Annotated in this window: 20 protein-coding genes; 15 read left to right on the top strand and 5 right to left on the bottom strand. The window is 54.4% G+C overall.

Annotation, left to right across the window (positions count from 1 at the left end):
* The first annotated feature begins 284 nt into the window (after positions 1-284).
* The 8 genes from tig (at position 285) to AAF463_RS04850 (ending at position 10,057) form a co-directional block, all read left to right on the top strand.
* On the top strand, positions 285-1,589 hold the full coding sequence (tig, locus tag AAF463_RS04815) for a trigger factor (RefSeq protein WP_101762423.1): 1,305 nt from the start codon (positions 285-287) through the stop codon (positions 1,587-1,589).
* A gap of 335 nt (positions 1,590-1,924) precedes the next feature.
* Positions 1,925-2,548: an ATP-dependent Clp endopeptidase proteolytic subunit ClpP gene (gene clpP / locus AAF463_RS04820; RefSeq protein ID WP_007886971.1), complete on the top strand. Its 624-nt coding sequence runs from the start codon at positions 1,925-1,927 to the stop codon at positions 2,546-2,548.
* Between the two features lie 129 nt (positions 2,549-2,677).
* Positions 2,678-3,949: an ATP-dependent protease ATP-binding subunit ClpX gene (gene clpX, locus AAF463_RS04825; RefSeq protein ID WP_008103932.1), complete on the top strand. Its 1,272-nt coding sequence runs from the start codon at positions 2,678-2,680 to the stop codon at positions 3,947-3,949.
* Positions 3,950-4,137: 188 nt separating this feature from the next.
* The gene (lon, locus tag AAF463_RS04830) at positions 4,138-6,492 is read left to right on the top strand and encodes an endopeptidase La (RefSeq protein WP_101762422.1); all 2,355 of its coding nucleotides are present in this window, start codon (positions 4,138-4,140) and stop codon (positions 6,490-6,492) included.
* A 213-nt stretch (positions 6,493-6,705) separates the two neighbouring features.
* Positions 6,706-6,978 (top strand): nucleoid-associated protein HU-beta, encoded by a 273-nt coding sequence (gene hupB / locus AAF463_RS04835; RefSeq protein WP_036648244.1) that lies wholly within the window; start codon positions 6,706-6,708, stop codon positions 6,976-6,978.
* Between the two features lie 236 nt (positions 6,979-7,214).
* Positions 7,215-9,083 (top strand): peptidylprolyl isomerase, encoded by a 1,869-nt coding sequence (gene ppiD / locus AAF463_RS04840; RefSeq protein ID WP_350261612.1) that lies wholly within the window; start codon positions 7,215-7,217, stop codon positions 9,081-9,083.
* Positions 9,084-9,223: 140 nt separating this feature from the next.
* Entirely contained in the window at positions 9,224-9,547 is a 324-nt protein-coding gene (locus AAF463_RS04845; protein ID WP_101762421.1) for a ComEA family DNA-binding protein, read from the top strand.
* 102 nt (positions 9,548-9,649) lie between these two features.
* Positions 9,650-10,057, top strand: coding sequence for a YbgC/FadM family acyl-CoA thioesterase (locus AAF463_RS04850; protein WP_101762420.1), 408 nt, complete (start codon positions 9,650-9,652; stop codon positions 10,055-10,057).
* A gap of 37 nt (positions 10,058-10,094) precedes the next feature.
* Here the strand turns inward: AAF463_RS04850 and queC are convergent, their stop codons facing one another.
* A complete protein-coding gene (gene queC, locus AAF463_RS04855) occupies positions 10,095-10,790 on the bottom strand; it encodes a 7-cyano-7-deazaguanine synthase QueC (protein WP_101762419.1) in 696 nt (231 codons plus the stop codon).
* Positions 10,791-10,816: 26 nt separating this feature from the next.
* On the bottom strand, positions 10,817-12,532 hold the full coding sequence (locus tag AAF463_RS04860; RefSeq protein ID WP_350261613.1) for an SgrR family transcriptional regulator: 1,716 nt from the start codon (positions 12,530-12,532) through the stop codon (positions 10,817-10,819).
* A gap of 93 nt (positions 12,533-12,625) precedes the next feature.
* Between AAF463_RS04860 and cof the strand changes: the two genes are divergently transcribed.
* Complete coding sequence (gene cof, locus AAF463_RS04865) at positions 12,626-13,447, top strand: HMP-PP phosphatase (protein WP_350261614.1); 822 nt, start codon at positions 12,626-12,628, stop codon at positions 13,445-13,447.
* A gap of 34 nt (positions 13,448-13,481) precedes the next feature.
* On the opposite strand, the gene AAF463_RS04870 is transcribed toward cof, so the two are convergent.
* Positions 13,482-14,516 carry a PLP-dependent cysteine synthase family protein gene (locus tag AAF463_RS04870; protein WP_110867738.1) on the bottom strand — a complete coding sequence of 345 codons (1,035 nt, stop codon included), beginning with the start codon at positions 14,514-14,516 and terminating at the stop codon, positions 13,482-13,484.
* A gap of 115 nt (positions 14,517-14,631) precedes the next feature.
* On the opposite strand from AAF463_RS04870, the gene AAF463_RS04875 reads away from it, so the two are divergent.
* The 5 genes from AAF463_RS04875 to amtB all read left to right on the top strand — a co-directional run bounded on the left by AAF463_RS04875 (position 14,632) and on the right by amtB (position 20,575).
* Complete coding sequence (locus AAF463_RS04875; RefSeq protein ID WP_350261615.1) at positions 14,632-15,093, top strand: Lrp/AsnC family transcriptional regulator; 462 nt, start codon at positions 14,632-14,634, stop codon at positions 15,091-15,093.
* A 23-nt stretch (positions 15,094-15,116) separates the two neighbouring features.
* Complete coding sequence (locus tag AAF463_RS04880) at positions 15,117-16,886, top strand: SmdA family multidrug ABC transporter permease/ATP-binding protein (RefSeq protein WP_350261616.1); 1,770 nt, start codon at positions 15,117-15,119, stop codon at positions 16,884-16,886.
* Positions 16,879-18,654 (top strand): SmdB family multidrug efflux ABC transporter permease/ATP-binding protein, encoded by a 1,776-nt coding sequence (locus AAF463_RS04885; protein WP_192414041.1) that lies wholly within the window; start codon positions 16,879-16,881, stop codon positions 18,652-18,654. The genes AAF463_RS04880 and AAF463_RS04885 overlap by 8 nt, the downstream gene beginning before the upstream one ends.
* Positions 18,655-18,913: 259 nt before the next feature.
* Positions 18,914-19,252: a P-II family nitrogen regulator gene (glnK, locus tag AAF463_RS04890; protein ID WP_007886947.1), complete on the top strand. Its 339-nt coding sequence runs from the start codon at positions 18,914-18,916 to the stop codon at positions 19,250-19,252.
* Positions 19,253-19,285: 33 nt separating this feature from the next.
* Positions 19,286-20,575, top strand: coding sequence for an ammonium transporter AmtB (gene amtB / locus AAF463_RS04895; protein ID WP_101762414.1), 1,290 nt, complete (start codon positions 19,286-19,288; stop codon positions 20,573-20,575).
* Positions 20,576-20,646: 71 nt separating this feature from the next.
* On the opposite strand, the gene tesB is transcribed toward amtB, so the two are convergent.
* Positions 20,647-21,510: an acyl-CoA thioesterase II gene (tesB, locus tag AAF463_RS04900; protein ID WP_309835682.1), complete on the bottom strand. Its 864-nt coding sequence runs from the start codon at positions 21,508-21,510 to the stop codon at positions 20,647-20,649.
* 205 nt (positions 21,511-21,715) lie between these two features.
* Between tesB and AAF463_RS04905 the strand changes: the two genes are divergently transcribed.
* The gene (locus tag AAF463_RS04905; RefSeq protein ID WP_110867736.1) at positions 21,716-22,273 is read left to right on the top strand and encodes a YbaY family lipoprotein; all 558 of its coding nucleotides are present in this window, start codon (positions 21,716-21,718) and stop codon (positions 22,271-22,273) included.
* 145 nt (positions 22,274-22,418) lie between these two features.
* Here the strand turns inward: AAF463_RS04905 and AAF463_RS04910 are convergent, their stop codons facing one another.
* Complete coding sequence (locus AAF463_RS04910; protein WP_350261617.1) at positions 22,419-22,730, bottom strand: MGMT family protein; 312 nt, start codon at positions 22,728-22,730, stop codon at positions 22,419-22,421.
* Positions 22,731-22,791 lie beyond the last annotated feature (61 nt).

Here is a 22,791-nt window from a genome sequence, read left to right on the forward strand (position 1 = left end):
CTTAAAAACGGCCTGCGGGCCGTTTTCTTTTCATTTATTACACTCAAACGCGATCTACGGCGCAAAAAAGCAGCAAAACCGCTAAAAAGTGGTGAGTTTGCAGCCTCGACTCATTCCAGCGATGCCGCTATAATGCTGCGTCTATTTTTCCGGAATGTCTTCGGGACGCTTCTGGTGACAGGGATTTGGTTCTGCCTGCAGAGGCCGTCCCGGTTGTTGGATACGGCGCATTTTATGTGTGGTGTCTGAAGTTGACCGAGCACGTGATTTTTTGAGGTAACAAGATGACAGTTTCAGTAGAAACCACTCAGGGTCTGGGCCGTCGCATTTCGATTACTGTTGCAGCTGACAGCATCGAAAGCGCAGTGAAGAAAGAACTGGTGGAAGTGGCTAAGAAAGTCCGTATCGACGGTTTCCGTAAAGGCAAAGTGCCGGCACACATCATTTCTCAGCGCTACGGTGCTTCTGTTCGCCAGGACGTGCTGGGCGAGCTGATGACGCGCAACTTCGTTGACGCCATCATCAAAGAGAAAATCAATCCGGCTGGCGCACCAAACTATGTGCCGGGCGAATATAAAGAAGGCGAAGACTTCACCTACGCGGTTGAGTTCGAAGTGTATCCAGAAGTTGAGCTGAAAGGCCTGGACGCAATCGAAGTTGAGAAGCCAGTGGTAGAAGTAACTGACGCTGACGTTGATACCATGCTGGAAACCCTGCAGAAGCAGCAGGCGACCTGGAAAGAGAGCGATGCCGCAGCGACAGCTGAAGATCGCGCGACCATCGACTTCAGCGGTTCTGTTGACGGAGAAGAGTTTGAAGGCGGCAAAGCCTCTGACTTCGTGCTGGCAATGGGCCAGGGCCGTATGATCCCTGGCTTCGAAGAGGGCGTTGTTGGCCACAAAGCCGGCGAAACCTTCACTATCGACGTGAAATTCCCAGACGATTACCATGCAGAAAACCTGAAAGGGAAAGATGCGAAGTTTGAAATCGTGCTGAAGAAAGTTGAAACTCGCGAACTGCCAGAGCTGACTGAAGAGTTCATCAAGCGCTTTGGCGTGGAAGATGGTTCAGTTGCCGGTCTGCGTGCTGAAGTGCGTAAGAACATGGATCGCGAGCTGAAAGGTGCTATCCGTAACCGCGTCAAGACGCAGGCAATCGACGGTCTGGTTAACGCCAACGACATCGATGTTCCGGTTGCGCTGATCGACAGCGAAATTGACGTTCTGCGTCGTCAGGCTGCACAGCGTTTTGGTGGCAACGAGAAGCAAGCGCTGGAACTGCCACGCGAACTGTTCGAAGAGCAGGCTAAACGTCGCGTCGTTGTGGGTCTGCTGTTGGGCGAAGTGATTCGTATCAACGAACTGCAGGCTGACGAAGAACGCGTTAAAACGCTGATCGAAGAGATGGCTTCTGCGTACGAAGATCCGCAGGAAGTGATCGAGTTCTACAGCAAGAACAGCGAGCTGATGAACAACATGCGCAACGTGGCTCTGGAAGAGCAAGCGGTTGAAGCGGTTCTGGCGAAAGCGAAAGTGACCGATAAAGCCACTAACTTCCAGGAACTGATGAACCAGACCTCTGCGGCCTGATTCATTCGTTAACCGTTAGTGCTAAGCCCGTGACTGAAAAGTCGCGGGCTTTTTCGTTTCAGGCGCCAAATACACCGATTTGCCCTCTATTTGCTTAATTAATCGGCAAATTATTCGCTAAGCTCTTTTTCCGTGTTAGCGAATGGGCAAAAGGTTGTTATGCTTGAAACAACTGGGCAGCATCCCCAGATACAGGGAGAATGCATGAAAACAGTGAGACTGACTGATTAACCGTCTTGTTACTGCGGAGTGAGACTGCAGCGCATAGTTTTCCCGGCGCGCCTCACGTAAAATCGGTACACAATGTTGCCAATGAAATTTATCAGGAGACGGTAATGTCATACAGTGGCGATCGTGAATTTACTGCACCGCACATGGCGCTGGTGCCAATGGTGGTCGAACAAACCTCGCGCGGCGAGCGTTCTTACGACATCTACTCTCGCCTGCTCAAAGAGCGTGTGATCTTCCTGACTGGTCAGGTTGAAGATCATATGGCTAACCTGATCGTGGCGCAGATGCTGTTTCTGGAAGCTGAGAATCCTGAAAAAGACATTTATCTCTACATTAACTCGCCAGGCGGCGTGATTACTGCTGGGATGTCGATTTATGACACAATGAAGTTTATCAAGCCGGATGTCAGCACCATCTGTATGGGTCAGGCTTGTTCAATGGGTGCGTTCCTGCTGACAGCAGGCACCAAAGGTAAACGCTTCTGCCTGCCTAATTCACGTGTGATGATTCATCAGCCGTTGGGCGGCTATCAGGGCCAGGCGACGGATATCGAAATCCATGCGCGCGAAATCCTGAAAGTGAAGCAGCGCATGAATGAGCTGATGGCTGAGCACACTGGCAAATCGCTGGAAGAGATTGAACGCGACACTGAGCGCGATCGTTTCCTCTCTGCGGGTGAGGCGGTTGAATACGGTTTGGTTGACTCAATCCTGACGCATCGCCAATAAAACACATCTGTCTGCCCCTTACGCTATAGTTAACGGGGAGCAGGCAGATGGGTTGAATGCATATCGGCCGTTGATGTACGGCCAGCGCCGTACAACAAATTTGGTCTGAGAAAGAAAAGAGGTTAGCTGATGACAGATAAGCGCAAAGACGGTTCAGGTAAGTTGCTGTACTGCTCTTTCTGCGGCAAAAGCCAGCATGAAGTCCGTAAGCTAATTGCCGGGCCGTCAGTGTACATTTGCGATGAGTGCGTTGATCTTTGCAACGACATCATTCGCGAAGAGATTAAGGAAGTTGCGCCGCACCGCGAGCGTAGCTCACTGCCGACGCCGCATGAAATCCGCCATCACCTTGATGACTATGTTATTGGTCAGGAAAGGGCGAAGAAAGTGCTGGCAGTAGCGGTGTATAACCACTACAAACGCCTGCGCAATGGCGATACCAGCAACGGTATTGAACTGGGCAAAAGTAACATTTTGCTGATCGGTCCAACCGGTAGCGGTAAAACACTGTTAGCAGAAACGCTGGCGCGCTTGCTGGATGTGCCCTTCACGATGGCGGATGCCACCACGCTGACCGAAGCGGGTTATGTGGGTGAAGACGTTGAAAACATCATCCAGAAGCTGCTGCAGAAGTGTGATTACGACGTGCAGAAAGCGCAGCGCGGCATTGTCTACATCGATGAAATCGACAAGATTTCTCGTAAGTCTGACAACCCGTCGATCACCCGTGACGTCTCGGGCGAAGGCGTACAGCAAGCGCTGTTGAAACTGATTGAAGGCACCGTGGCTGCCGTACCGCCGCAGGGCGGACGTAAACATCCGCAGCAGGAGTTCTTGCAGGTTGATACCTCCAAGATTCTGTTTATCTGTGGTGGCGCATTCGCCGGTCTCGATAAGGTGATCTCCCAGCGTGTTGAAACCGGGTCCGGCATCGGCTTCGGTGCAACCGTGAAGGGCAAATCCCAGAAGGCGAGTGAAGGCGAATTGCTGTCTCAGGTTGAGCCAGAAGATTTGATCAAGTTTGGCCTGATTCCTGAGTTCATCGGTCGTTTGCCGGTTGTGGCAACGCTGAGCGAACTGAGTGAAGAAGCGCTGATTCAGATCCTGCGTGAGCCGAAGAATGCGCTGACCAAACAGTATCAGGCGCTGTTCAATCTGGAAGGCGTAGAACTGGAATTCCGCGACGAAGCCTTAACGGCAATCGCTAAAAAAGCGATGTCACGTAAAACCGGTGCGCGTGGTCTGCGTTCTATCGTTGAAGGTGCGTTACTTGAAACTATGTACGACCTGCCTTCGATGGATGACGTTGAAAAAGTGGTGATTGATGAATCAGTCATTGAAGGTCAATCCGAGCCGATGTTGATTTATGGAAAGCATGAAGCCCAGGCTTCTGGTGAATAAATAAACAATTGCACCACGTTGTTATCTTAAAAAAGGGGAAAAATCTTTCCCCTTTTGTTTTTCTCTCGCCAGTGACATTGAATGTCGTACAAGCATCCCCATATACTCAATATCCTGTGGGTTTAACTGCAAAACCTCTATTGCGCGGTACCCATCACCTGGCGGACATTAAACTAAGAGAGAGCTCTATGAATCCTGAGCGTTCTGAACGCATTGAAATCCCCGTGTTGCCGTTGCGCGACGTGGTGGTTTATCCGCACATGGTAATTCCGTTGTTTGTTGGCCGGGAAAAATCGATTCGGTGCCTCGAAGCCGCGATGGATCATGATAAAAAGATCATGCTGGTTGCACAGAAAGAGGCTTCAACGGATGAACCTGGCATTAACGATCTCTTCTCAGTAGGGACCGTCGCTTCTGTATTGCAGATGCTGAAACTTCCAGATGGCACGGTAAAAGTGCTGGTCGAAGGTTTACAACGCGCGCACATCACCACGCTGGCTGATAATGGCGACCATTTTGTTGCCCAGGCCGAATACCTTGTCTCGCCAGAAATTGAAGAGCGCGAGCAGGAAGTGCTGGTGCGCACGGCCATCAACCAGTTTGAAGGCTACATCAAGCTCAATAAAAAAATCCCACCTGAGGTCTTAACCTCCCTCAACAGCATCGACGATGCGGCTCGTCTGGCCGATACCGTCGCAGCGCATATGCCGCTGAAACTGGCTGATAAACAGTCCGTGCTGGAGATGTCCGACGTCAATGAACGTCTGGAATATCTGATGGCGATGATGGAATCAGAAATCGATCTGCTGCAGGTTGAGAAGCGTATTCGCAACCGCGTTAAAAAGCAGATGGAAAAAAGCCAGCGTGAGTACTATCTGAATGAGCAAATGAAAGCCATTCAGAAAGAGCTGGGCGAAATGGATGATGCGCCGGATGAGTACGAGGCGCTGAAACGTAAGATTGAAGCGGCCAAAATGCCGACCGAAGCGCGTGAAAAAGCCGAAGCTGAGCTGCAGAAGCTGAAGATGATGTCGCCGATGTCTGCAGAAGCGACCGTGGTGCGTGGCTACATCGACTGGATGGTTCAGGTTCCGTGGGTGGCGCGCAGCAAGGTGAAAAAAGACCTGCGTAAAGCGCAGGAAACGCTGGATATCGACCATTACGGTCTGGAGCGCGTCAAAGATCGCATCCTTGAGTATCTTGCGGTGCAGAGTCGCGTTAGCAAAATCAAAGGCCCAATTCTCTGCCTCGTTGGACCGCCGGGCGTGGGTAAAACCTCGCTGGGACAGTCGATTGCTAAGGCCACCGGACGTAAATACGTGCGTATGGCGCTGGGTGGCGTGCGTGATGAAGCGGAAATCCGCGGACATCGTCGTACCTACATCGGTTCTATGCCTGGCAAGCTGATCCAGAAAATGGCGAAAGTGGGCGTCAAAAACCCGCTGTTCCTGCTGGATGAGATCGACAAAATGTCTTCTGACATGCGTGGCGATCCGGCTTCAGCGCTGCTTGAGGTGCTGGATCCTGAGCAGAACATCGCGTTTAACGATCACTATCTGGAAGTGGATTACGATCTCTCTGACGTTATGTTCGTGGCGACCTCAAACTCCATGAACATCCCAGCACCGTTGCTTGATCGTATGGAAGTGATTCGTCTCTCCGGTTACACCGAAGATGAAAAGCTGAACATCGCGAAGCAACATTTGCTGCCGAAGCAGATTGAACGTAATGCGCTGAAAGAGAAAGAGATCACCGTCGACGACAGCGCGATTGTTGGCATCATCCGCTACTACACGCGTGAAGCGGGCGTGCGTAGTCTGGAGCGCGAACTCTCCAAGCTGTGCCGTAAAGCAGTGAAAGCGCTGCTGATGGATAAGTCGAAAAAGCACATCGTGATCAATGGCGATAATCTCAAGGATTTCCTTGGCGTGCAGCGCTTTGATTATGGTCGCGCAGAGAGCGAAAGCCGTGTGGGTCAGGTGACCGGACTGGCGTGGACGGAAGTGGGCGGCGATCTGCTGACCATTGAAACCGCCTGCGTACCAGGTAAAGGCAAGCTGACGTACACCGGTTCGCTGGGCGAAGTGATGCAGGAATCGATTCAGGCCGCGCTGACTGTGGTGCGCGCGCGTGCAGAGAAACTGGGCATCAACGGTGACTTCTACGAGAAACGCGACATCCACGTGCACGTACCAGAAGGTGCGACGCCGAAAGATGGCCCGAGCGCCGGTATCGCTATGTGCACCGCGCTGGTGTCTTGCTTAACCGGTAACCCGGTGCGTTCTGATGTCGCAATGACCGGTGAAATCACCCTGCGTGGTCTGGTTCTGCCGATTGGTGGCCTGAAAGAGAAGTTGCTGGCGGCACACCGTGGCGGCATCAAAACCGTGCTGATCCCGGACGAAAACAAGCGCGATCTGGAGGATATTCCCCAGAACGTGATTGCCGATCTCGAGATTCATCCGGTGAAGCGTATTGAAGAAGTGCTGAACCTGGCACTGGAAAATGCGCCTTACGGCATGCAGGTTGCGACCGCAAAATAGTGATTAGCGGCATAAACCGCTAAAAAGCGAAGCTGGCAGGCAAAATGGTGCTTGCCAGCTTTTTTTTGTGCCGCTAACTTAGTGGGCTGCTGGATCAACGATTAAGATGAATACCGTTGTTTCAGCTCCACAGGCTTGATATAACTGGCTGCGCGTTCGCACCGGGCGGGAAGCACGGGTGCGATGTGAATAATAAAAGAGGGGATGAAGAGAGTGAATAAGTCACAGTTGATCGACAAAATTGCTGCAGATGCTGACATTTCTAAAGCGGCAGCGGGACGTGTTTTAGATGCATTCATGGACTCCGTTACCGAAGCTCTGAAGGGCGGTGATGAAGTGGCACTGGTTGGTTTCGGTACTTTCTCTGTGCGTGAGCGTGCAGCTCGTACAGGCCGTAACCCACAAACGGGTAAAGAGCTCACCATTCCGGCTGGTAAAGTTCCGGGCTTCCGTGCTGGTAAAGCACTGAAAGATTCCGTCAATTAATGACCGCTGATACATCCATTGAAGCATTTTCTTCCGTGGATTGAGGACGCAAAAGCCGTTCTCATGTAACATACGGGCACATCATTTTGATGTGCCTTTTTTATTCTTGATGCGCGGCGATAGCCTTTGGTTGTTGTCTCCGCATGGTTGCCAACTGCCAGCCTGAACAGCAGTTGCACGATGATGACATCGTGTTAGAGCTTTACATTCACACTACAGCGGAGTGTTGTCATACCATGATGGACAATTTACGCGCGGCGTCGAATCATGTCGTGCTCAAGATTATTCTGGGATTGATCATCCTGTCTTTCGTACTCACCGGGGTGGGCAACTACCTGATCGGTGGCGGCGGTGATTATGCTGCCAAAGTTAACGGCCATGAGATCAGCCGTGCAGAGCTGGAGCAGGGTTATAACAACGAGCGCAATCGTCAGCAGCAGATGCTGGGCGATCAGTTCTCGCAGTTAGCCAGCAACGAAGGCTACATGCAGCAGATGCGCCAGCAGGCGCTGTCGCAGTTGATCGATCAGGCGTTACTTGATCAGTACATCAAAGATCTGCACATCGGCATCAGCGATGATCAGGTGAAACAGGCGATCTTTAATCAGAAAGCTTTCCAGACCAACGGTAAATTCGACAACGCCAAATACAGCGGCCTGATCACCAGCATGGGCTTCACTGCCGATCAGTATGCCGAAGCGCTGCGCAAGCAGCTGGCGACGCAGCAGCTGATTAACGCAATTGCTAACACCGATTTCATGCTAAAAGGCGAAACCAGCAAGCTGGTGGATCTGGTGTCTCAGCAGCGTGAAGTGCGTCAGGCGGTGATTGATGTCAACGCGCTGGCGGCTAAGCAGACGGTCAGCGACGACGAAGTCAGCCAATATTACCAGCAGCATCAGAATAGCTTCATGGCGCCTGAACAGTTCCGCGTGAGTTACATCAAAATGGATGCCGCTAGCATGCAGGAAACGGCCAGCGAAGCGGACATTCAGAGCTGGTACGATCAACATAAAGCGGATTATTCACAGCCACAGCGTAATCGCTACAGCGTAATCCAGACCAGGACGGAAGCTGACGCTAACGCCGTGGTTGACGCGCTGAAGAAAGGCGAAGATTTCGCTGCGCTGGCAAAAAGCAAATCCATCGACCCAATCTCAGCCCGCAAAGGCGGTGACATGGGTTGGCTGGAGCCGAGCACTACGCCAGACGAGCTGAAAAACGCCAATCTGACGCAGAAAGGCCAGCTTTCCGGCGCTATCAAATCGTCGGTTGGCTTCCTGGTGGTGCGTCTGGATGATATCCAGCCGGAGCAGGTTAAGCCGCTGGCCGATGTTCATGACATCGTTGCCGATAAAGTGAAACAAGAGAAAGCGGTTGATGCCTTCTACAAAATTCAGCAGAAAGTCAGCGAAGCAGCCAGCAACGACAACGAATCGTTGGCGGGCGCCGCGCAGGCTTCCGGCTTGAAAGTGGTAGAAACCAACTGGATCACCCGCGATAACCTGCCAGACGAGTTGAATTTCGAGCAGGTTAAACAAGCGATCTTCAACGGTGGTCTGGTAGGCCAGAATGGTGCGCCGGGTAACAACTCCGACATCATCTCTGTGGATGGCGATCGTGCCTTTGTACTGCGTATCAGCGAGCACAAACCGGAAGCGGTGAAGCCGCTGGATCAGGTAAAAGCGCAGATCGTAGATTCGCTGAAGCATGATAAAGCGACACAGCAGGCGAAAGCACAAGCAGACAAGCTGCTGGCCGATTTGAAAGCCGGTAAAGCGGATGCACTGAAGGCTGCAGGCCTGACGCTCAGCGCCAGCAAATCGTTCGATCGCAACGCGCAGGATCCTGTTGCTCAGTCAGCCTTCAATCTGCCACAACCTGCCGACAATAAACCGTCGTGGGGCGTGAGCGAAGATATGCAGGGCAATGTGGTGCTGATCGCGCTGGATAAAGTCAGCGCGGGCAACATGCCGCAGGCGCAGATCGATGAGATGGTAAAAGGCGTAACGCAGAATAACGCGCAAATCGCCTTTGAAGCGCTGCTGGAAAACCTGCGTAAAGAGGCGAAGATTAAGTACGGCGCCGCAGCACAAAACCAGTAAGCCTCACAAAAAAAGTTAAATCACTGCAATACCCGAAAGGCCGCTTATGCGGCCTTTTCCATTTCTGTAATTGCCCTTTTGAGCGTTGAATTGAGCTGTGACACCCTGCTGTTGCTGTCAAACACAAGGAGAAACACAGCATGGTTAAATCAACGTTTCAAGCCCTATGCATTACGCTGGCGCTGGGCGGCGCAGTTTATACCACCGGACTGGCGGCTGCCGAAAGTCCCAGTGAAACGCAGGCGACGCAAGTCTCCACGCCACAGGAAGGACAGGTCAGCATCAATTCAGCCACCGCCGAACAACTGGCGGCTGGTATGAACGGTATCGGGCTGAAGAAGGCGCAGGCGATTGTCAGTTATCGCGAACAATACGGGCCCTTTACCGCCATTGAACAGCTCAAGGAGGTGCCGGGCATTGGTAGCGCCCTGATTGAGCGCAACAGCGCCCGGCTTAAACTGTGAAGCGTCTCGCGACTTTGAAGGATTGAAAAAGCCCGGATTCAGGCTGTGCTATGCTCAACAGGTCTTACCAGTTGTCATTCTCAGCCTGAACAAGGAGCAACAATGCAAACCACAATTAAAGTGCGCGGTTATCATCTGGATGTTTATCAGCACGTGAATAACGCGCGCTATCTGGAATTTCTGGAAGAGGCGCGCTGGCAGTGGCTGGAGGATGTCGATGCGTTTCATTGGCTGATGGAGCAGCAACTGGCGTTTGTGGTGGTGAATATCAACATCAACTATCGTCGTCCGGCGGTATTGGGCGACGTATTGAATATTGAAAGTGAAGTGTCACAGCTCAGCGGTAAAAGTGGCATCATTGCGCAGCGTGTCTTGCTGGCGAGTGATAATTCGGTGGTGGCCGATGCCGCGCTGACCTTTGTCTGTATCGATTTGCGCACGCAAAAAGCGGTGCCGATGGAAGGGGAGTTGCGCGAGCGTCTGATGTCATTGATGGTGGAAAATGAATAACTGGCGCCGATGACGCCAGTTTACCCTGCGGCCTGAATCAGTTGAGGCCGCTTTTTTGTTTCATCGCTGCCATCACCGCCGGCGCGTTCGCCTGATAATCTGCCAGGCCACGGGCGCGTAAATGACAGGCCGCGCATTCGCCACAGCCATCACCTTTTACGCCGTTGTAGCAGGTAAGCGTTTCAGCGCGTACCAGCGGCAGCTGCTGCCAGTAATCGGCCAGCGCCCAGGTTTCCGCTTTATTCAGCCACATCAGCGGCGTCTCAAAGCGAATATTGCGCGCCATGCCGAGGCTGACGGCGTTATTCAGTGCTTTAACAAACTCATCACGGCAATCCGGGTAGCCGGAGAAATCGGTTTCGCACACGCCGGTGATCACCGCTTCGGCTTCGACCTGATAGGCATAAATCGATGCCAGCGTCAGGAACAGGATATTGCGGCCCGGTACAAAGGTACTCGGCAAACCGCTGGCATTGGGATCATAGGTTGGCACCGGAATGTTGTCGCGCGTCAGGCTGCTGACGGCTAACTCGTTGAGCAGCGTAACGTCCAGCACTTTGTGCGCGCGCGCGCCCAGCTTGTGCGACAGCTCAGCCGCAACCTCGATCTCTTCACGATGGCGTTGGCCGTAATCAAAAGTAACGCAATGCACTTCATCATAGTGTTGCAGCGCCTGAATTAAACAGGTGGTGGAGTCTTGTCCGCCACTGAATACCACAACGGCTCGTTTCATTTTTTCTTCCCCAAAAATCAGTGCGCTTATGGTACTGGCTCGGACGCAGGCTGAACAGCGCTAGCTGTGGTTGGCGGCGGAATCCAGGCGCGGGTGAAATCAAACCATCCCAAACTATTAAGCTGGATGCCCTCCACGCCGGGCGGCGCAAAAACCTGATAGCGATAGTTAAACAGCGGCAGTAAGTGGCCATCGCACATCAGCTGCTGAAACAGTTGCTGAGTCAATTCACTGCGCTGCAGTGCATCAGGTTGTTGGGCAATCGCGCTCAGTGGCGTTTGCAGAACCTGTTCGCGCAGCGGCTGCCACACCGGATCGTTCTCCAGCCAGTTCACCAGCGTAAACAGCGGTGCATCGCCAATCAGTCGATCGCCCATCACCACATCGGCCTCACTGAGATCGCTATCGTCACGCCAGCTTTTTACGTCATGGAAGATGCAGGTGAGGGCGCAGCCGTGTTGCGCCAGCAGTGGAATTAACGCCTGTGCCATCACATGCAGTTCGACCGGCAAGTGGTAATGCAGCGTTAATGTGGGCGGCAGTGCAATCGTCTCTCTTTCGGCGCGCGGTACCGGCCAGCCAGGCAGCAGCTCATGGCTCGGTGTGATTAAATCCTCATCCAGCGGCAGTTGCTGAATCACACCGCTGCGCTGAATCAGGGCAATCAGCGATTGGGCCTGTTCGGCACTGAAGTTCGCCGAGATGCGTGGCGCCAGATAGCAAAATCCCAAGCTGATACTGCGATCAACCGGACGTAGCGAGCCGAGTTCGTCAGGATCGCCAATGGCGATTTGCACCGGATGGCTGCAGCTGGTGCCGAGATCACGATCAAACAGCTGTGGTGTGATCCAGTATTCCATCCGCTGGATCAGCGGACGCTGCAAATGCCAGCGCGCATGGCTCTCCAGCCGCACCATCTCAGCGGTGAAATGCGTGAGTTTCCACGGCCCGCTACCGATATCGGTGAATTCAGGATGCGGTAACAGACATAACTGATGCGCCAGCCGCTGCGGCAGCCAGTAATCGCTTTCGCGCAGTTGAATATGTATCGCTAGCGGATGCGGCGCTTCAATCTGTTCAATCGCCGCCAGCAGCCGCGAACCGCGTGGCGAATGCCTGATCTGTTGCAGCTGCTCAACCAACTGTGCCGCCTGCACCGGTTCATCGTTGTGCCAGCTGAGCTGTGGGCGCAGCCAGAAATACCAGTCACGGCCGCTGGCATCATGCTGCCAATGGTGAGCGAGATCGCCTTCAACATCGTTATCGCGAAAGCGCGTTAACCCGGAGAAAACCTGGCGTGCCAGATGTTGCTCGGCGCGTCCGGTCAGCTGCAGCGGACGCAACGGCTCCATCGCGCGGTAGTAAGGAATGCGCAGCACCGGCGATTGCTTCTGCCACTGACCGCCCATCAGTGGTCGCAGCAATTTTACTAATCGCTCGGGATGCAGATCGAGCACCTGCAGCGCCTGTACCGCCTCGCCGGCGTCGAGTTGCTGCGTTAACAACTGCTGGCGCAGCTGTTCCGGCGACACCAGGAAAGTCAGCTCACCCTGTTTGCCACGCCCGGATTCACCGCGCCACTGCAGCCAGCCGGCATCCTGCCACTGACGCAGCAGCGTGCGCACATGGCGCTCGCTGCAAAAGCAGTGTTGCGCCATCGCAGCGACGCTAAGGCGTTGCGTTTCGCCGTGGCTGAGTTGCCACAGGCGCTGAAATTGATTGACCCGATGAAGTTCACGCATAGCTAAACCCGGAACAGTTTTTAAAAAGTATTCACTATTAGTTCCGTAATTACCAGGCGATAGTAGCTGCCTCACACAGACAGGAGAATTCGCATGGCTCGCCTCGCGGCATTTGATATGGACGGCACGCTGTTGCTGCCTTCGCACCGGTTAGGTAATGAAACGCTGGCAAGCCTGCATGCGTTGCATCAGCGCGGCGTCACGTTGGCGTTTGCCACCGGGCGTCATCTCATGGATATGCAGCGAGTACGCGAACAAATCACCTTGCCTGCGTGGCTGATTACCGGTAACGGCACGCGCATTCACGATCTTGAAGGCAACCAACTTTACGGCTGCGATTTGTCGCCATCGATGGCGGAAGAGGTGATTCATACGCATTGGCAAACGCCGGCCTCGATTCATGTTTTCAACGATGAGGGCTGGTTTACCGATAAGCCGCTGCCCGGCGCGCTGGAAGCGCATGCGATGAGTGGCTTCCATTATCAGCTGCGCGATTTGCGTCAGATGTCGGCGCATGAAGTCACGAAAATCTGTTTTATTGCGCCACATGAAATGTTGCAGGCGTTAAGAAGCGAATTGCAGGCCGCGTTGGGCGAGCGGGCCAACATTTGCTTCTCTGCGTGGGATTGTCTGGAGGTGTTGCCGGTCGATTGCCATAAAGGCGCGGCGTTGGGACGTTTGTGCCAGCATCTTTCGCTGTCGCTGGCGGATTGTATGGCGTTTGGCGATGCCATGAACGATCGCGAAATGCTGGAACGTGTTGGCAGCGGTTTCATTATGGGCAACGCCATGCATCAACTGAAAGCGTCGTTGCCCCATTTACCGATTATCGGACATTGCGAGACACAGGCGGTGTCTCACTACCTTAATCACTGGATGACCACACCACACCTCGATTATTCCCCCGAATGCTGAGGCTTACAGTGAACCGGACAGGACGTCCGGTTTTTTATTGCAGCTCACGCACCCACGGCGCAATGTCGCCGATATTCTGCTCTACCCACTGCGCATTGTAATAGGTGTCGGGATAGCGCTCACCGCTGTCACACAGCAACGTCACCAGAGAACCCTGCTCACCGTTTTCCCGCATGCGTTTTGCCACCTGCATCATGCCCCAGAAGTTGGTGCCGGTTGAAGCGCCAGGGCGACGTCCCAGCACCTTTTCCAGCTGCAGCATTGCGGCGATAGTCGCGCCATCCGGCACTTTCATCATCTCGTCAATCACGTCGGGTAAAAACGACGGTTCCACGCGCGGACGACCAATGCCTTCAATCAGGCTGCCGCGTTCGCTGCGCAGCGTTTTGTCGCGGCTCTGCCAGTAATCAAAGAACACTGAATGCTGCGGATCGACCACCAGCAGGCGCGTGTCATGGCCCTGATAGCGGATATAGCGGCCCAGCGTTGCCGAGGTGCCGCCGGTACCGGCGCTCATGATCACCGTATGCGGCACCGGGAAGGGTTCGTGTGACATCTGGCGGAAAATGCTTTCGGCGATGTTGTTGTTGCCGCGCCAATCAGTGGCACGTTCTGCGTAGGTGAACTGGTCCATAAAATGGCCGTTGAGTTCACGTGCTAAACGCTCGGATTCGCTGTACAGCTGGCAGGGATCGGCGACGAAATGGCATTCGCCACCGTAAAAACCAATCATCTCGATTTTGCGTTTCGCGGTGCTGGCAGGCATCACAGCGATAAAGGGCAAACCGAGCAAACGCGCGAAGTAAGCTTCCGATACCGCCGTACTGCCGGATGAGGCTTCAATGATCGGCGTATTTTCGTGGATCCAGCCATTCGCCAGGCCATAGAGAAACAGGGAACGCGCCAGGCGATGTTTTAAGCTGCCGCTGGGATGGGTGCTTTCATCCTTAAGATAGAAGTGAATGCCGGGAAAATCATCCAACTTAAAGCGGATCAGATGCGTATCTGCGGAGCGCTGAAAATCGGCGTTAATTTCATTGATGGCGTGGCGAACCCAGGGCGTTTGCATGTGGCATTTCCGTAATCATTATTGCGCACAGTGTAAGGCACTAGCAGGAAAAAGAGGTTGCTAAAACCGCGCTATAATGGCGAGATTAGAGAAAAATTTTCTCCCGGAGTGGCAAATGTTAGATAAAAATGACCGCACTTTGCTGGCAATGCTGCAGCAGGATTGCACGTTGTCGCTGCAGACGTTAGCCGATGCGGTGAATCTCACCACCACGCCGTGCTGGAAACGCCTGAAAAAACTGGAAGATGATGGCATTATTCGTGCGCGCGTGGCGCTGGTGGACGGCGAAAAAATCGGTCTGTCGCTCACCGCTTTTATGTTTGTTAAAACTCAGCAGCATAGCAGCGAGTGGTTTAAGCAATTTGTCGCCGTGGTGCAGCAAATGCCGGAAGTGATGGCGTTTTACCGCATGGCGGGCGAGTACGATTATTTGCTGCGCATTCAGGTCGCGGACATGAAGAGTTACGACAGCTTTTATAAGCGCCTGGTGAACGGCGTACCGGGACTGATAGATGTGACCTCCAGTTTTGCCATGGAAGAGATTAAATACACCACCGCCTTGCCGGTAGCGCCCTAACGGGCACAGAAAGAGACACGCTTGTGCAATTATTCAGCCAGTTAAGTTGGTATTTCCTGCGCGAGTGGCGGCGATATCTGGGCGCCGTCAGCTTGCTGATCGTTATTGCCTTACTGCAATTGCTGCCACCGCACGTGGTTGGCGTAATTGTCGACGGCGTCACCCAGCATAATTTAAGCGCCGGGCAGATCTTTATGTGGATCGGCGTGATGCTGGTGACGGCGGTGATTATCTATCTGCTGCGCTACGTCTGGCGCGTGCTGCTGTTTGGCGCATCCTATCAATTAGCCGTTGAGCTACGTGAAGATTTTTATCGCCAGCTCAGCCGCCAGCATCCGGCATTTTATCTGCGCCATCGCACTGGCGATCTGATCGCCCGCGCCACCAATGATGTGGATCGCGTGGTGTTTGCCGCCGGTGAAGGCGTGCTGACGCTGGTGGATTCGCTGGTGATGGGATTGGTGGTGCTGATTGTGATGAGCACCCAAATTAGCTGGCAACTGACGTTACTGGCGCTGATCCCGATGCCAATTATGGCTTTCGCCATCCAGAAAGACGGTGCCCGCTTGCATCAACGTTTCAAAGTGGCGCAGGCGGCGTTTTCAAGCTTGAACGATCAAACCCAGGAAAGCCTGACCAGCATCCGTATGATCAAAGCATTTGGCCTCGAAGATCATCAGTCGCAGCAGTTTGCCGGCATTGCTGCTGATACCGGTAAGAAAAACCTGCATGTGGCGCGCGTGGATGCGCGATTCGATCCAATCATTTATATCGCCGTCGGCTTCTCTAACCTGCTGGCGATTGCCGGTGGCGGCTGGATGGTGTGGAACGGCAGTTTGACGCTTGGGCAGCTCACCAGCTTTGTGATGTACCTCGGCCTGATGATTTGGCCCATGCTGGCGCTGGCGTGGATGATCAACATCGTTGAGCGCGGCAGTGCGGCGTGGAGCCGTATCCGTTCATTACTGGCGGAAGCGCCAGCGGTTGAAGATGGTCAGAAAGTGTTACCGCCCGAACCTGGCATCCTGCAGGTCGCTATTCGTGAGTTCCGCTATCCGGCCAGCTCTGGCCCAGTGCTGAGCCATCTTAATTTCCAGTTAAAACCGGGCCAAATGCTGGGATTATGTGGGCCAACCGGCTGCGGCAAGAGCACGCTCCTAAGCTTGATTCAGCGCCACTTCGACATCGAACAAGGCGATATTCGCTACCACAATACGCCGCTGCCGCAGTTGCGGCTCGATAGCTGGCGCAGCCGGCTGGCGGTCGTCAGCCAGACGCCTTTCCTGTTCTCCGATACCATTGCCGCCAATCTGGCGCTGGGTCGCCCGAATGCGACGCAGCAAGAGCTGGAGCGTGTGGCAACCATGGCCTGCGTGCACGATGATATTCTGCGCCTGCCACAAGGTTATGAGACCGAAGTGGGCGAACGCGGCGTGATGTTATCGGGCGGACAGAAGCAGCGCATAGCGATTGCACGCGCGCTGCTGCTGAATGCCGAAATCCTGATTCTGGATGACGCGCTATCGGCGGTTGATGGCCGCACTGAACATGACATCCTGCATAACCTGCGTCAGTGGGGCAAAGGGCGCACCTTGATTATTAGCGCGCATCGTCTTTCGGCACTTACCGAGGCCAGCGAAATTCTGGTGCTGCAGCACGGCGCCGTGACGCAGCGTGGCGATCATGACACCCTGGCGGGCAAAGAGGGTTGGTATCGCGATATGTACCGTTATCAGCAGCTGGAAGCCGCACTGGATGACGATGAAGTGGCAGAAGGAGCAAGCCGTGGCTAAATCACAACGTTTATGGCCGACGCTGAAACGACTGTTGGCGTATGGCAAACCGTGGCGTAAATCGCTGTGGCTGGCGGTCGGCATGCTGTGGATTGCGGCGGCAGCCGAAGTCACCGGACCGGTGCTGGTAAGCTACTTCATCGATAATCTGGTGGCGAAACATCAGATGCCGTGGGGCATCGTCGCGGGCCTGCTGGTGGGCTTTGTCCTGCTGCAATTGCTGGCCGCCGGTTTGCACTATTTTCAGGCGTTGCTGTTTAACCGCGCGGCGATTGGCGTGGTGCAGCAATTGCGCGTGGACGTGATGAACGCGGCGTTGCGCCAGCCGCTCAGCGCCTTCGATACGCAGCCGGTCGGCCAAATCATCTCGCGCGTCACCAATGACACCGAAGTGATCAAAGATCTCTACGTCACCGTGGTGGCCACAGTGTTGCGGGCTGCCGCGTTGATTGGCGCGATGCTGGTGGCGATGTTCTCCCTCGACTGGCGCATGGCGTTGGTAGCCATCGTGATTTTCCCGCTGGTGCTGACGGTGATGATGATTTATCAGCGCTTTAGCACGCCGATTGCGCGTCGCGTGCGCAGCTATCTGGCGGACATCAACAACGGCTTCAATGAAGTGATCAACGGCATGAGCGTGATCCAGCAGTTCCGCCAGCAGGCGCGCTTTGGTGAACGCATGGGCGAAGCCAGCCGTTCACACTATCTGGCGCGTATGGAAACGCTGCGGCTGGATGGCTTTTTGTTGCGCCCGTTGTTGAGTCTGTTTTCGGCCATGATTCTGTGCGGTTTGCTGATGCTGTTCAGCTTCGCCACGCCGGGCGTGTTTGAAGTTGGTGTGCTGTACGCCTTTATTACCTATCTTGGCCGCCTCAATGAACCGCTGATTGAACTCACCACGCAGCAGTCGATGCTGCAACAGGCGGTGGTGTCCGGCGAGCGTATCTTCGAACTGATGGATGCGGAGCAGCAAGGTTATGGCAGCGATAGTCTGCCGCTGGCCTCCGGCAGCATCTCGCTGCGGGATGTGAGCTTTGCCTATCGCGATAATCGCGATGTGCTCAGCCACATCAATCTCGAAGTGCCGGCGCGTCATTTTGTTGCGCTGGTGGGGCACACCGGCAGCGGGAAAAGTACGCTGGCGAATCTGCTGATGGGCTATTACCCGGTGACACGCGGCAGTATCGAACTGGATGGTCGCCCGCTGCCGCAGCTGTCGCACGCCGCTTTACGTCAAAGTGTTGCGATGGTGCAACAGGATCCGGTAGTGCTGGCGGATTCGCTACTGGCCAACGTGCGTTTGGGGCGCGATATCCCTGAAGATCAGGTGTGGCAGGCGCTGGAGACGGTGCAGCTGGCACCGCTGGCGCGCAGCATGGCGGACGGCATCCATACGCGTTTAGGCGAGCAGGGCAATAATCTGTCGGTTGGGCAGAAACAGCTGCTGGCGCTGGCGCGCGTGCTGGTGTCATTGCCACAAATCCTGATCCTCGACGAAGCCACGGCCAATATCGATTCCGGCACGGAACAGGCGATTCAGCAGGCGTTACGTGCACTACGCCAGCACAGCACGCTGGTGGTGATTGCGCATCGCCTTTCCACCATTACCGAAGCCGATCAGATTTTAGTGCTGCATCGCGGTCAGGTGGTTGAACGCGGTACGCATGCTGAGCTGCTGGCCGAGCAGGGCCGTTACTGGCAAATGTATCAGCTGCAGCAGGCCGGCGATGAACTCGCGGCGGGCATCCCCGTACAAGCTGAAGGGTGAATTGCACCTTTTTTGCACAGTTTTATCGGAATGTTCTGTATTGATGCACTTCTTTGAGGCTTGAAGCACCAAAGAAGTGCAATATTGCAACACCTTTCCTCTTCCTCCTCCGCAAGCTGCGCTGTGCTTCACATAACGAAGCGTGATGCAGCGCGCCTATGCTACTGACATTCCCCTTTTTTTATTTATGGCACAGCCTTTGCTTATATCCCTACGTGTCCGCGAAGACTCACTCAATTTCTTATCCGGAGGGGAACGTATGAAGCTGGTTACCGTGGTAATCAAACCATTTAAGCTGGAGGACGTGCGTGAAGCCTTATCCTCTATTGGCATTCAAGGACTGACCGTTACCGAAGTTAAAGGTTTTGGTCGCCAGAAAGGTCACGCAGAGCTTTATCGCGGTGCCGAGTACAGCGTTAACTTCCTGCCAAAAGTAAAAATTGATATCGCTATTGCGGACGACCAACTTGATGAAGTGGTCGATGTCATCAGCAAAGCCGCGTATACCGGCAAAATTGGCGACGGCAAGATTTTCGTCGCAGAACTGCAGCGCGTCATTCGTATTCGTACCGGCGAGACCGACGAAGCAGCACTGTAACTGGGGCTCTGAATTGTGATGGGATGGAAAGAAATGAATAAACTGATAACGAAGTTGGGCCTCACCAGCCTTGCGCTGTTACCTTCTCTGGCGATGGCGGCAGCCCCTGCAGTAGCGGATAAAGCCGATAACGCCTTTATGATGATCTGTACCGCCTTGGTACTGTTTATGTCGATTCCCGGCATTGCGCTGTTCTACGGCGGTTTGATTCGCGGCAAGAACGTGCTGTCGATGCTGACGCAGGTTGCGGTGACCTTCTCACTGGTTTGCGTGCTGTGGGTAATTTACGGCTACTCACTGGCGTTCAGTGAAGGCAACGCCTTCTTCGGTAGCTTCCAGTGGGCGATGCTGAAAAATATTGAGTTGAAAGCGCTGATGGGCAGCTTCTATCAGTACATTCACATCGCGTTCCAGGCTTCCTTCGCCTGTATCACCGTCGGCCTGATTGTTGGTGCGCTGGCTGAACGTATTCGCTTCTCTGCGGTATTGATCTTCGTGGTGGTGTGGCTGACGCTGGCTTATCTGCCAATCGCACACATGGTATGGGCTGGTGGCTTGCTGGCGCAAGATGGCGCGCTCGACTTCGCGGGCGGCACCGTGGTTCACATCAACGCCGCCGTTGCAGGCCTGGTGGGTGCTTATCTGGTGGGCAAACGTGCTGGTTTCGGCAAAGAGGCCTTCAAACCACACAACCTGCCGATGGTGTTCCTCGGTACCGCGATTCTGTATGTGGGCTGGTTCGGCTTCAACGCTGGTTCTGCTTCCTCAGCTAACGAAATCGCTGCGCTGGCGTTCCTGAATACCGTGGTGGCTACAGCGGGTGCGGTGCTGTCGTGGGTGTTTGGCGAGTGGGCGGTACGCGGTAAACCTTCTCTGCTTGGCGCCTGCTCGGGCTTCATCGCCGGTCTGGTGGCGATTACCCCTGCTTGTGGTTATGTGGGTGTCGGCGGCGCGCTGATTATAGGTCTGGCGGGTGGTTTAGCCGGTCTGTGGGGCGTAACAACCCTGAAGAAATGGCTGCGCGTTGATGACCCATGTGATGTGTTCGGTGTGCACGGCGTGTGTGGCATCCTTGGTTGTATCCTGACCGGCGTGTTCGCGTCCTCTTCACTGGGCGGCGTAGGCTACGCAGAAGGCGTGACCATGGGCCATCAGGTTTGGATTCAGCTGTTCAGCGTGGGTGTGACCATCGTCTGGACTGCAGTTGTAGCCTTCATCGGCTTCAAACTGGCGGATATGATTGTTGGACTGCGTGTTCCGGAAGATCAGGAACGTGAAGGTCTGGATGTAAACAGCCACGGCGAGAACGCTTACAACCAGTAACCGCCGCGCTAAAGAAGAGCAGTGCGCTAAAATTATAAAAAAACAGAGGGGCGATTTTATCGCCCCTTTTTTTATGCGTCGCGTTGGCGCATCACGCCTTCCTGCACCGTGGTCGCCACCAGTCGGCCATCCTGGGTATAAAACTCACCCCGCACAAAACCGCGCGCGCCCGAGGCGGAAGTGCTCACCACGCTGTACAGCAGCCATTCAGACAAGTCGAACGGACGATGGAACCACATTGAGTGATCGATGGTTGCAACCTGCATATCGGCTTCGAGGAAGCCTTTACCGTGCGGTTGCAGCGCCACCGGCAGGAAGTTGAGATCCGAGGCATAGCCCAGCAGGTATTGATGGATACGACGATCGGCCGGTAACTCGCCGTTGGCACGAATCCACACCTGACGCAGCGGCTTATCGACGTGGCCTTTCAGCGGGTTATGAATTTGCACCGGACGAATATCCAGCGGACGCTCGGCGAGGAATTTTTCTTTCAGCTTGAGTGGCAGATGCGCGGCCAGCTTCTTCGCCAAATCCTGTTCCGATGGCAGATTATCCGGGCCCGGCACCTGCGGCATTTCATTCTGATGCTCGAAGCCGCTTTCAGGTGCCTGGAACGAAGCCGTCATGTAGAAGATCGGCTGACCATTCTGTACCGCGCTAACGCGGCGTGCGCTGAAGCTTTTGCCGTCACGCAGCGTTTCGACATCATAAATGATGGCTTTTTGGCTATCGCCCGGACGCAGAAAGTAGCTGTGGAAGGAGTGAATGATGCGCTCTTCCGGCACCGTTTGTTTCGCAGCATACAGCGCCTGGCCGACTACCTGGCCACCAAACACCTGGCGCAAGCCCAGATCTTCGCTCTGACCACGAAACAGGCCTTCTTCCAGTTTTTCCAGATTTAATAAATTAAGCAGGTTGTGCAGTGCCTGGCTCATAGCGGATTCCTCAGCGTGACTCATCGCGTCAGTGTGAAAGATCCGACCAGTTTCCGTCAATGATTTTGCCGCGATTTCAGCGGGCTGGCGGAGGGTTTAGGCGCAATGCCGATATTTGTGCCAGAATTAAGGTCATTCGGCGGCTGAAAAGCTAAGCAATGAATTTACCGCCGACAATCATAGTGTTCATAAGGAGACGACATCGATGAAACTCTGGCAAGTTATTAGCGGTATGACCCTGGCTGCGGCGATTACCGGTTGTGCGGACCACAGCAAGCCGGTAGCCACGCCTACACTCGGCTCAGCGGTAGCGGGGCAGCAGGCCGCGATTGCGCAGCCTAATGTCAGTGGTTCGGTGTATATCCGCCAGCGCATTGCGCTGCCGCCGGATTCTGTGCTGACCGTTACGCTATCAGATGCATCGCTGGCCGACGCGCCTTCAAAAGTGCTGTCGCAGCGCGTGGTGCGTACTGAAGGGAAACAGTCGCCGTTCCAGTTTGTCTTGCCGTTTAATCCGGCTGACATCCAGCCGAACGCGCGCATTCTGTTGAGTGCGGCGATTTCGATTGATGGCAAGCTGGCGTTTATCACCGATACGGTGAAACCGGTGATTAATCAGGGCGGCACAAAAGCCGAACTGCTGTTGGTGCCAGTGACTAACGTCGCGATGCAAACCCAGCCGGGAGCAGCAACAACAGTGCCTTCGACTTCACCTACGCAGGTGACGCCATCTGCTTCGGTGCCGGCACCGACAAGTCTGTAATCTACCAAACGGCACAGGCCAAGCGCACAGGCCCGCTGCCGTGGAGTAAAGCGTCACACGCCATGGATGGCGTGTGCCGAGCGATCAGGGACGAGACAGCGCCTTTACGTAACGGCTGCAGGCCTGTGCGCGACATATCGCACCGCTAAATTTCCCACTGATATTTCTCTAACTCGATCTCCCCAGCATCGCTCACTTCAATTCCTTCCGCTTCCAGCGCATCGCGCTGACGTAACAAGTCGTCACCCTGCAGTGAAATGCGGCCATGGCGATTGATAACGCGAAACCAGGGTAATTTACTGCCTTCCGGCAAACGGCGTAATACGCCACCCACCTGGCGTGCCGCACGCGGCGAACCCGCTAATTGCGCAACATCCCCGTAAGTAGTGACTTTTCCCGGGGGAATGGCCGCGATGATCTGCCAGACGCGCTCAGAGAAATTGTTTTGGTCGCTCATATGCGCACCTATTTTCATCTGGAAAGGGCAAACTTTAGCATGCAGAAGGGTAGACATCAGC

This window comes from Pantoea sp. BJ2 (assembly GCF_040255075.1).
Classification (GTDB): domain Bacteria; phylum Pseudomonadota; class Gammaproteobacteria; order Enterobacterales; family Enterobacteriaceae; genus Pantoea; species Pantoea leporis.

Bases quoted from the DNA above. Each gene is read 5' to 3' on its own strand.
- tig (WP_101762423.1), top strand. From the start codon at position 285: ATGACAGTTTCAGTAGAAACCACTCAGGGTCTGGGCCGTCGCATTTCG.
- clpP (WP_007886971.1), top strand. From the start codon at position 1,925: ATGTCATACAGTGGCGATCGTGAATTTACTGCACCGCACATGGCGCTG.
- clpX (WP_008103932.1), top strand. From the start codon at position 2,678: ATGACAGATAAGCGCAAAGACGGTTCAGGTAAGTTGCTGTACTGCTCT.
- lon (WP_101762422.1), top strand. From the start codon at position 4,138: ATGAATCCTGAGCGTTCTGAACGCATTGAAATCCCCGTGTTGCCGTTG.
- ppiD (WP_350261612.1), top strand. From the start codon at position 7,215: ATGATGGACAATTTACGCGCGGCGTCGAATCATGTCGTGCTCAAGATT.
- AAF463_RS04845 (WP_101762421.1), top strand. From the start codon at position 9,224: ATGGTTAAATCAACGTTTCAAGCCCTATGCATTACGCTGGCGCTGGGC.
- AAF463_RS04850 (WP_101762420.1), top strand. From the start codon at position 9,650: ATGCAAACCACAATTAAAGTGCGCGGTTATCATCTGGATGTTTATCAG.
- queC (WP_101762419.1), bottom strand. From the start codon at position 10,790: ATGAAACGAGCCGTTGTGGTATTCAGTGGCGGACAAGACTCCACCACC.
- AAF463_RS04860 (WP_350261613.1), bottom strand. From the start codon at position 12,532: ATGCGTGAACTTCATCGGGTCAATCAATTTCAGCGCCTGTGGCAACTC.
- cof (WP_350261614.1), top strand. From the start codon at position 12,626: ATGGCTCGCCTCGCGGCATTTGATATGGACGGCACGCTGTTGCTGCCT.
- AAF463_RS04870 (WP_110867738.1), bottom strand. From the start codon at position 14,516: ATGCAAACGCCCTGGGTTCGCCACGCCATCAATGAAATTAACGCCGAT.
- AAF463_RS04875 (WP_350261615.1), top strand. From the start codon at position 14,632: ATGTTAGATAAAAATGACCGCACTTTGCTGGCAATGCTGCAGCAGGAT.
- glnK (WP_007886947.1), top strand. From the start codon at position 18,914: ATGAAGCTGGTTACCGTGGTAATCAAACCATTTAAGCTGGAGGACGTG.
- amtB (WP_101762414.1), top strand. From the start codon at position 19,286: ATGAATAAACTGATAACGAAGTTGGGCCTCACCAGCCTTGCGCTGTTA.
- tesB (WP_309835682.1), bottom strand. From the start codon at position 21,510: ATGAGCCAGGCACTGCACAACCTGCTTAATTTATTAAATCTGGAAAAA.
- AAF463_RS04905 (WP_110867736.1), top strand. From the start codon at position 21,716: ATGAAACTCTGGCAAGTTATTAGCGGTATGACCCTGGCTGCGGCGATT.
- AAF463_RS04910 (WP_350261617.1), bottom strand. From the start codon at position 22,730: ATGAGCGACCAAAACAATTTCTCTGAGCGCGTCTGGCAGATCATCGCG.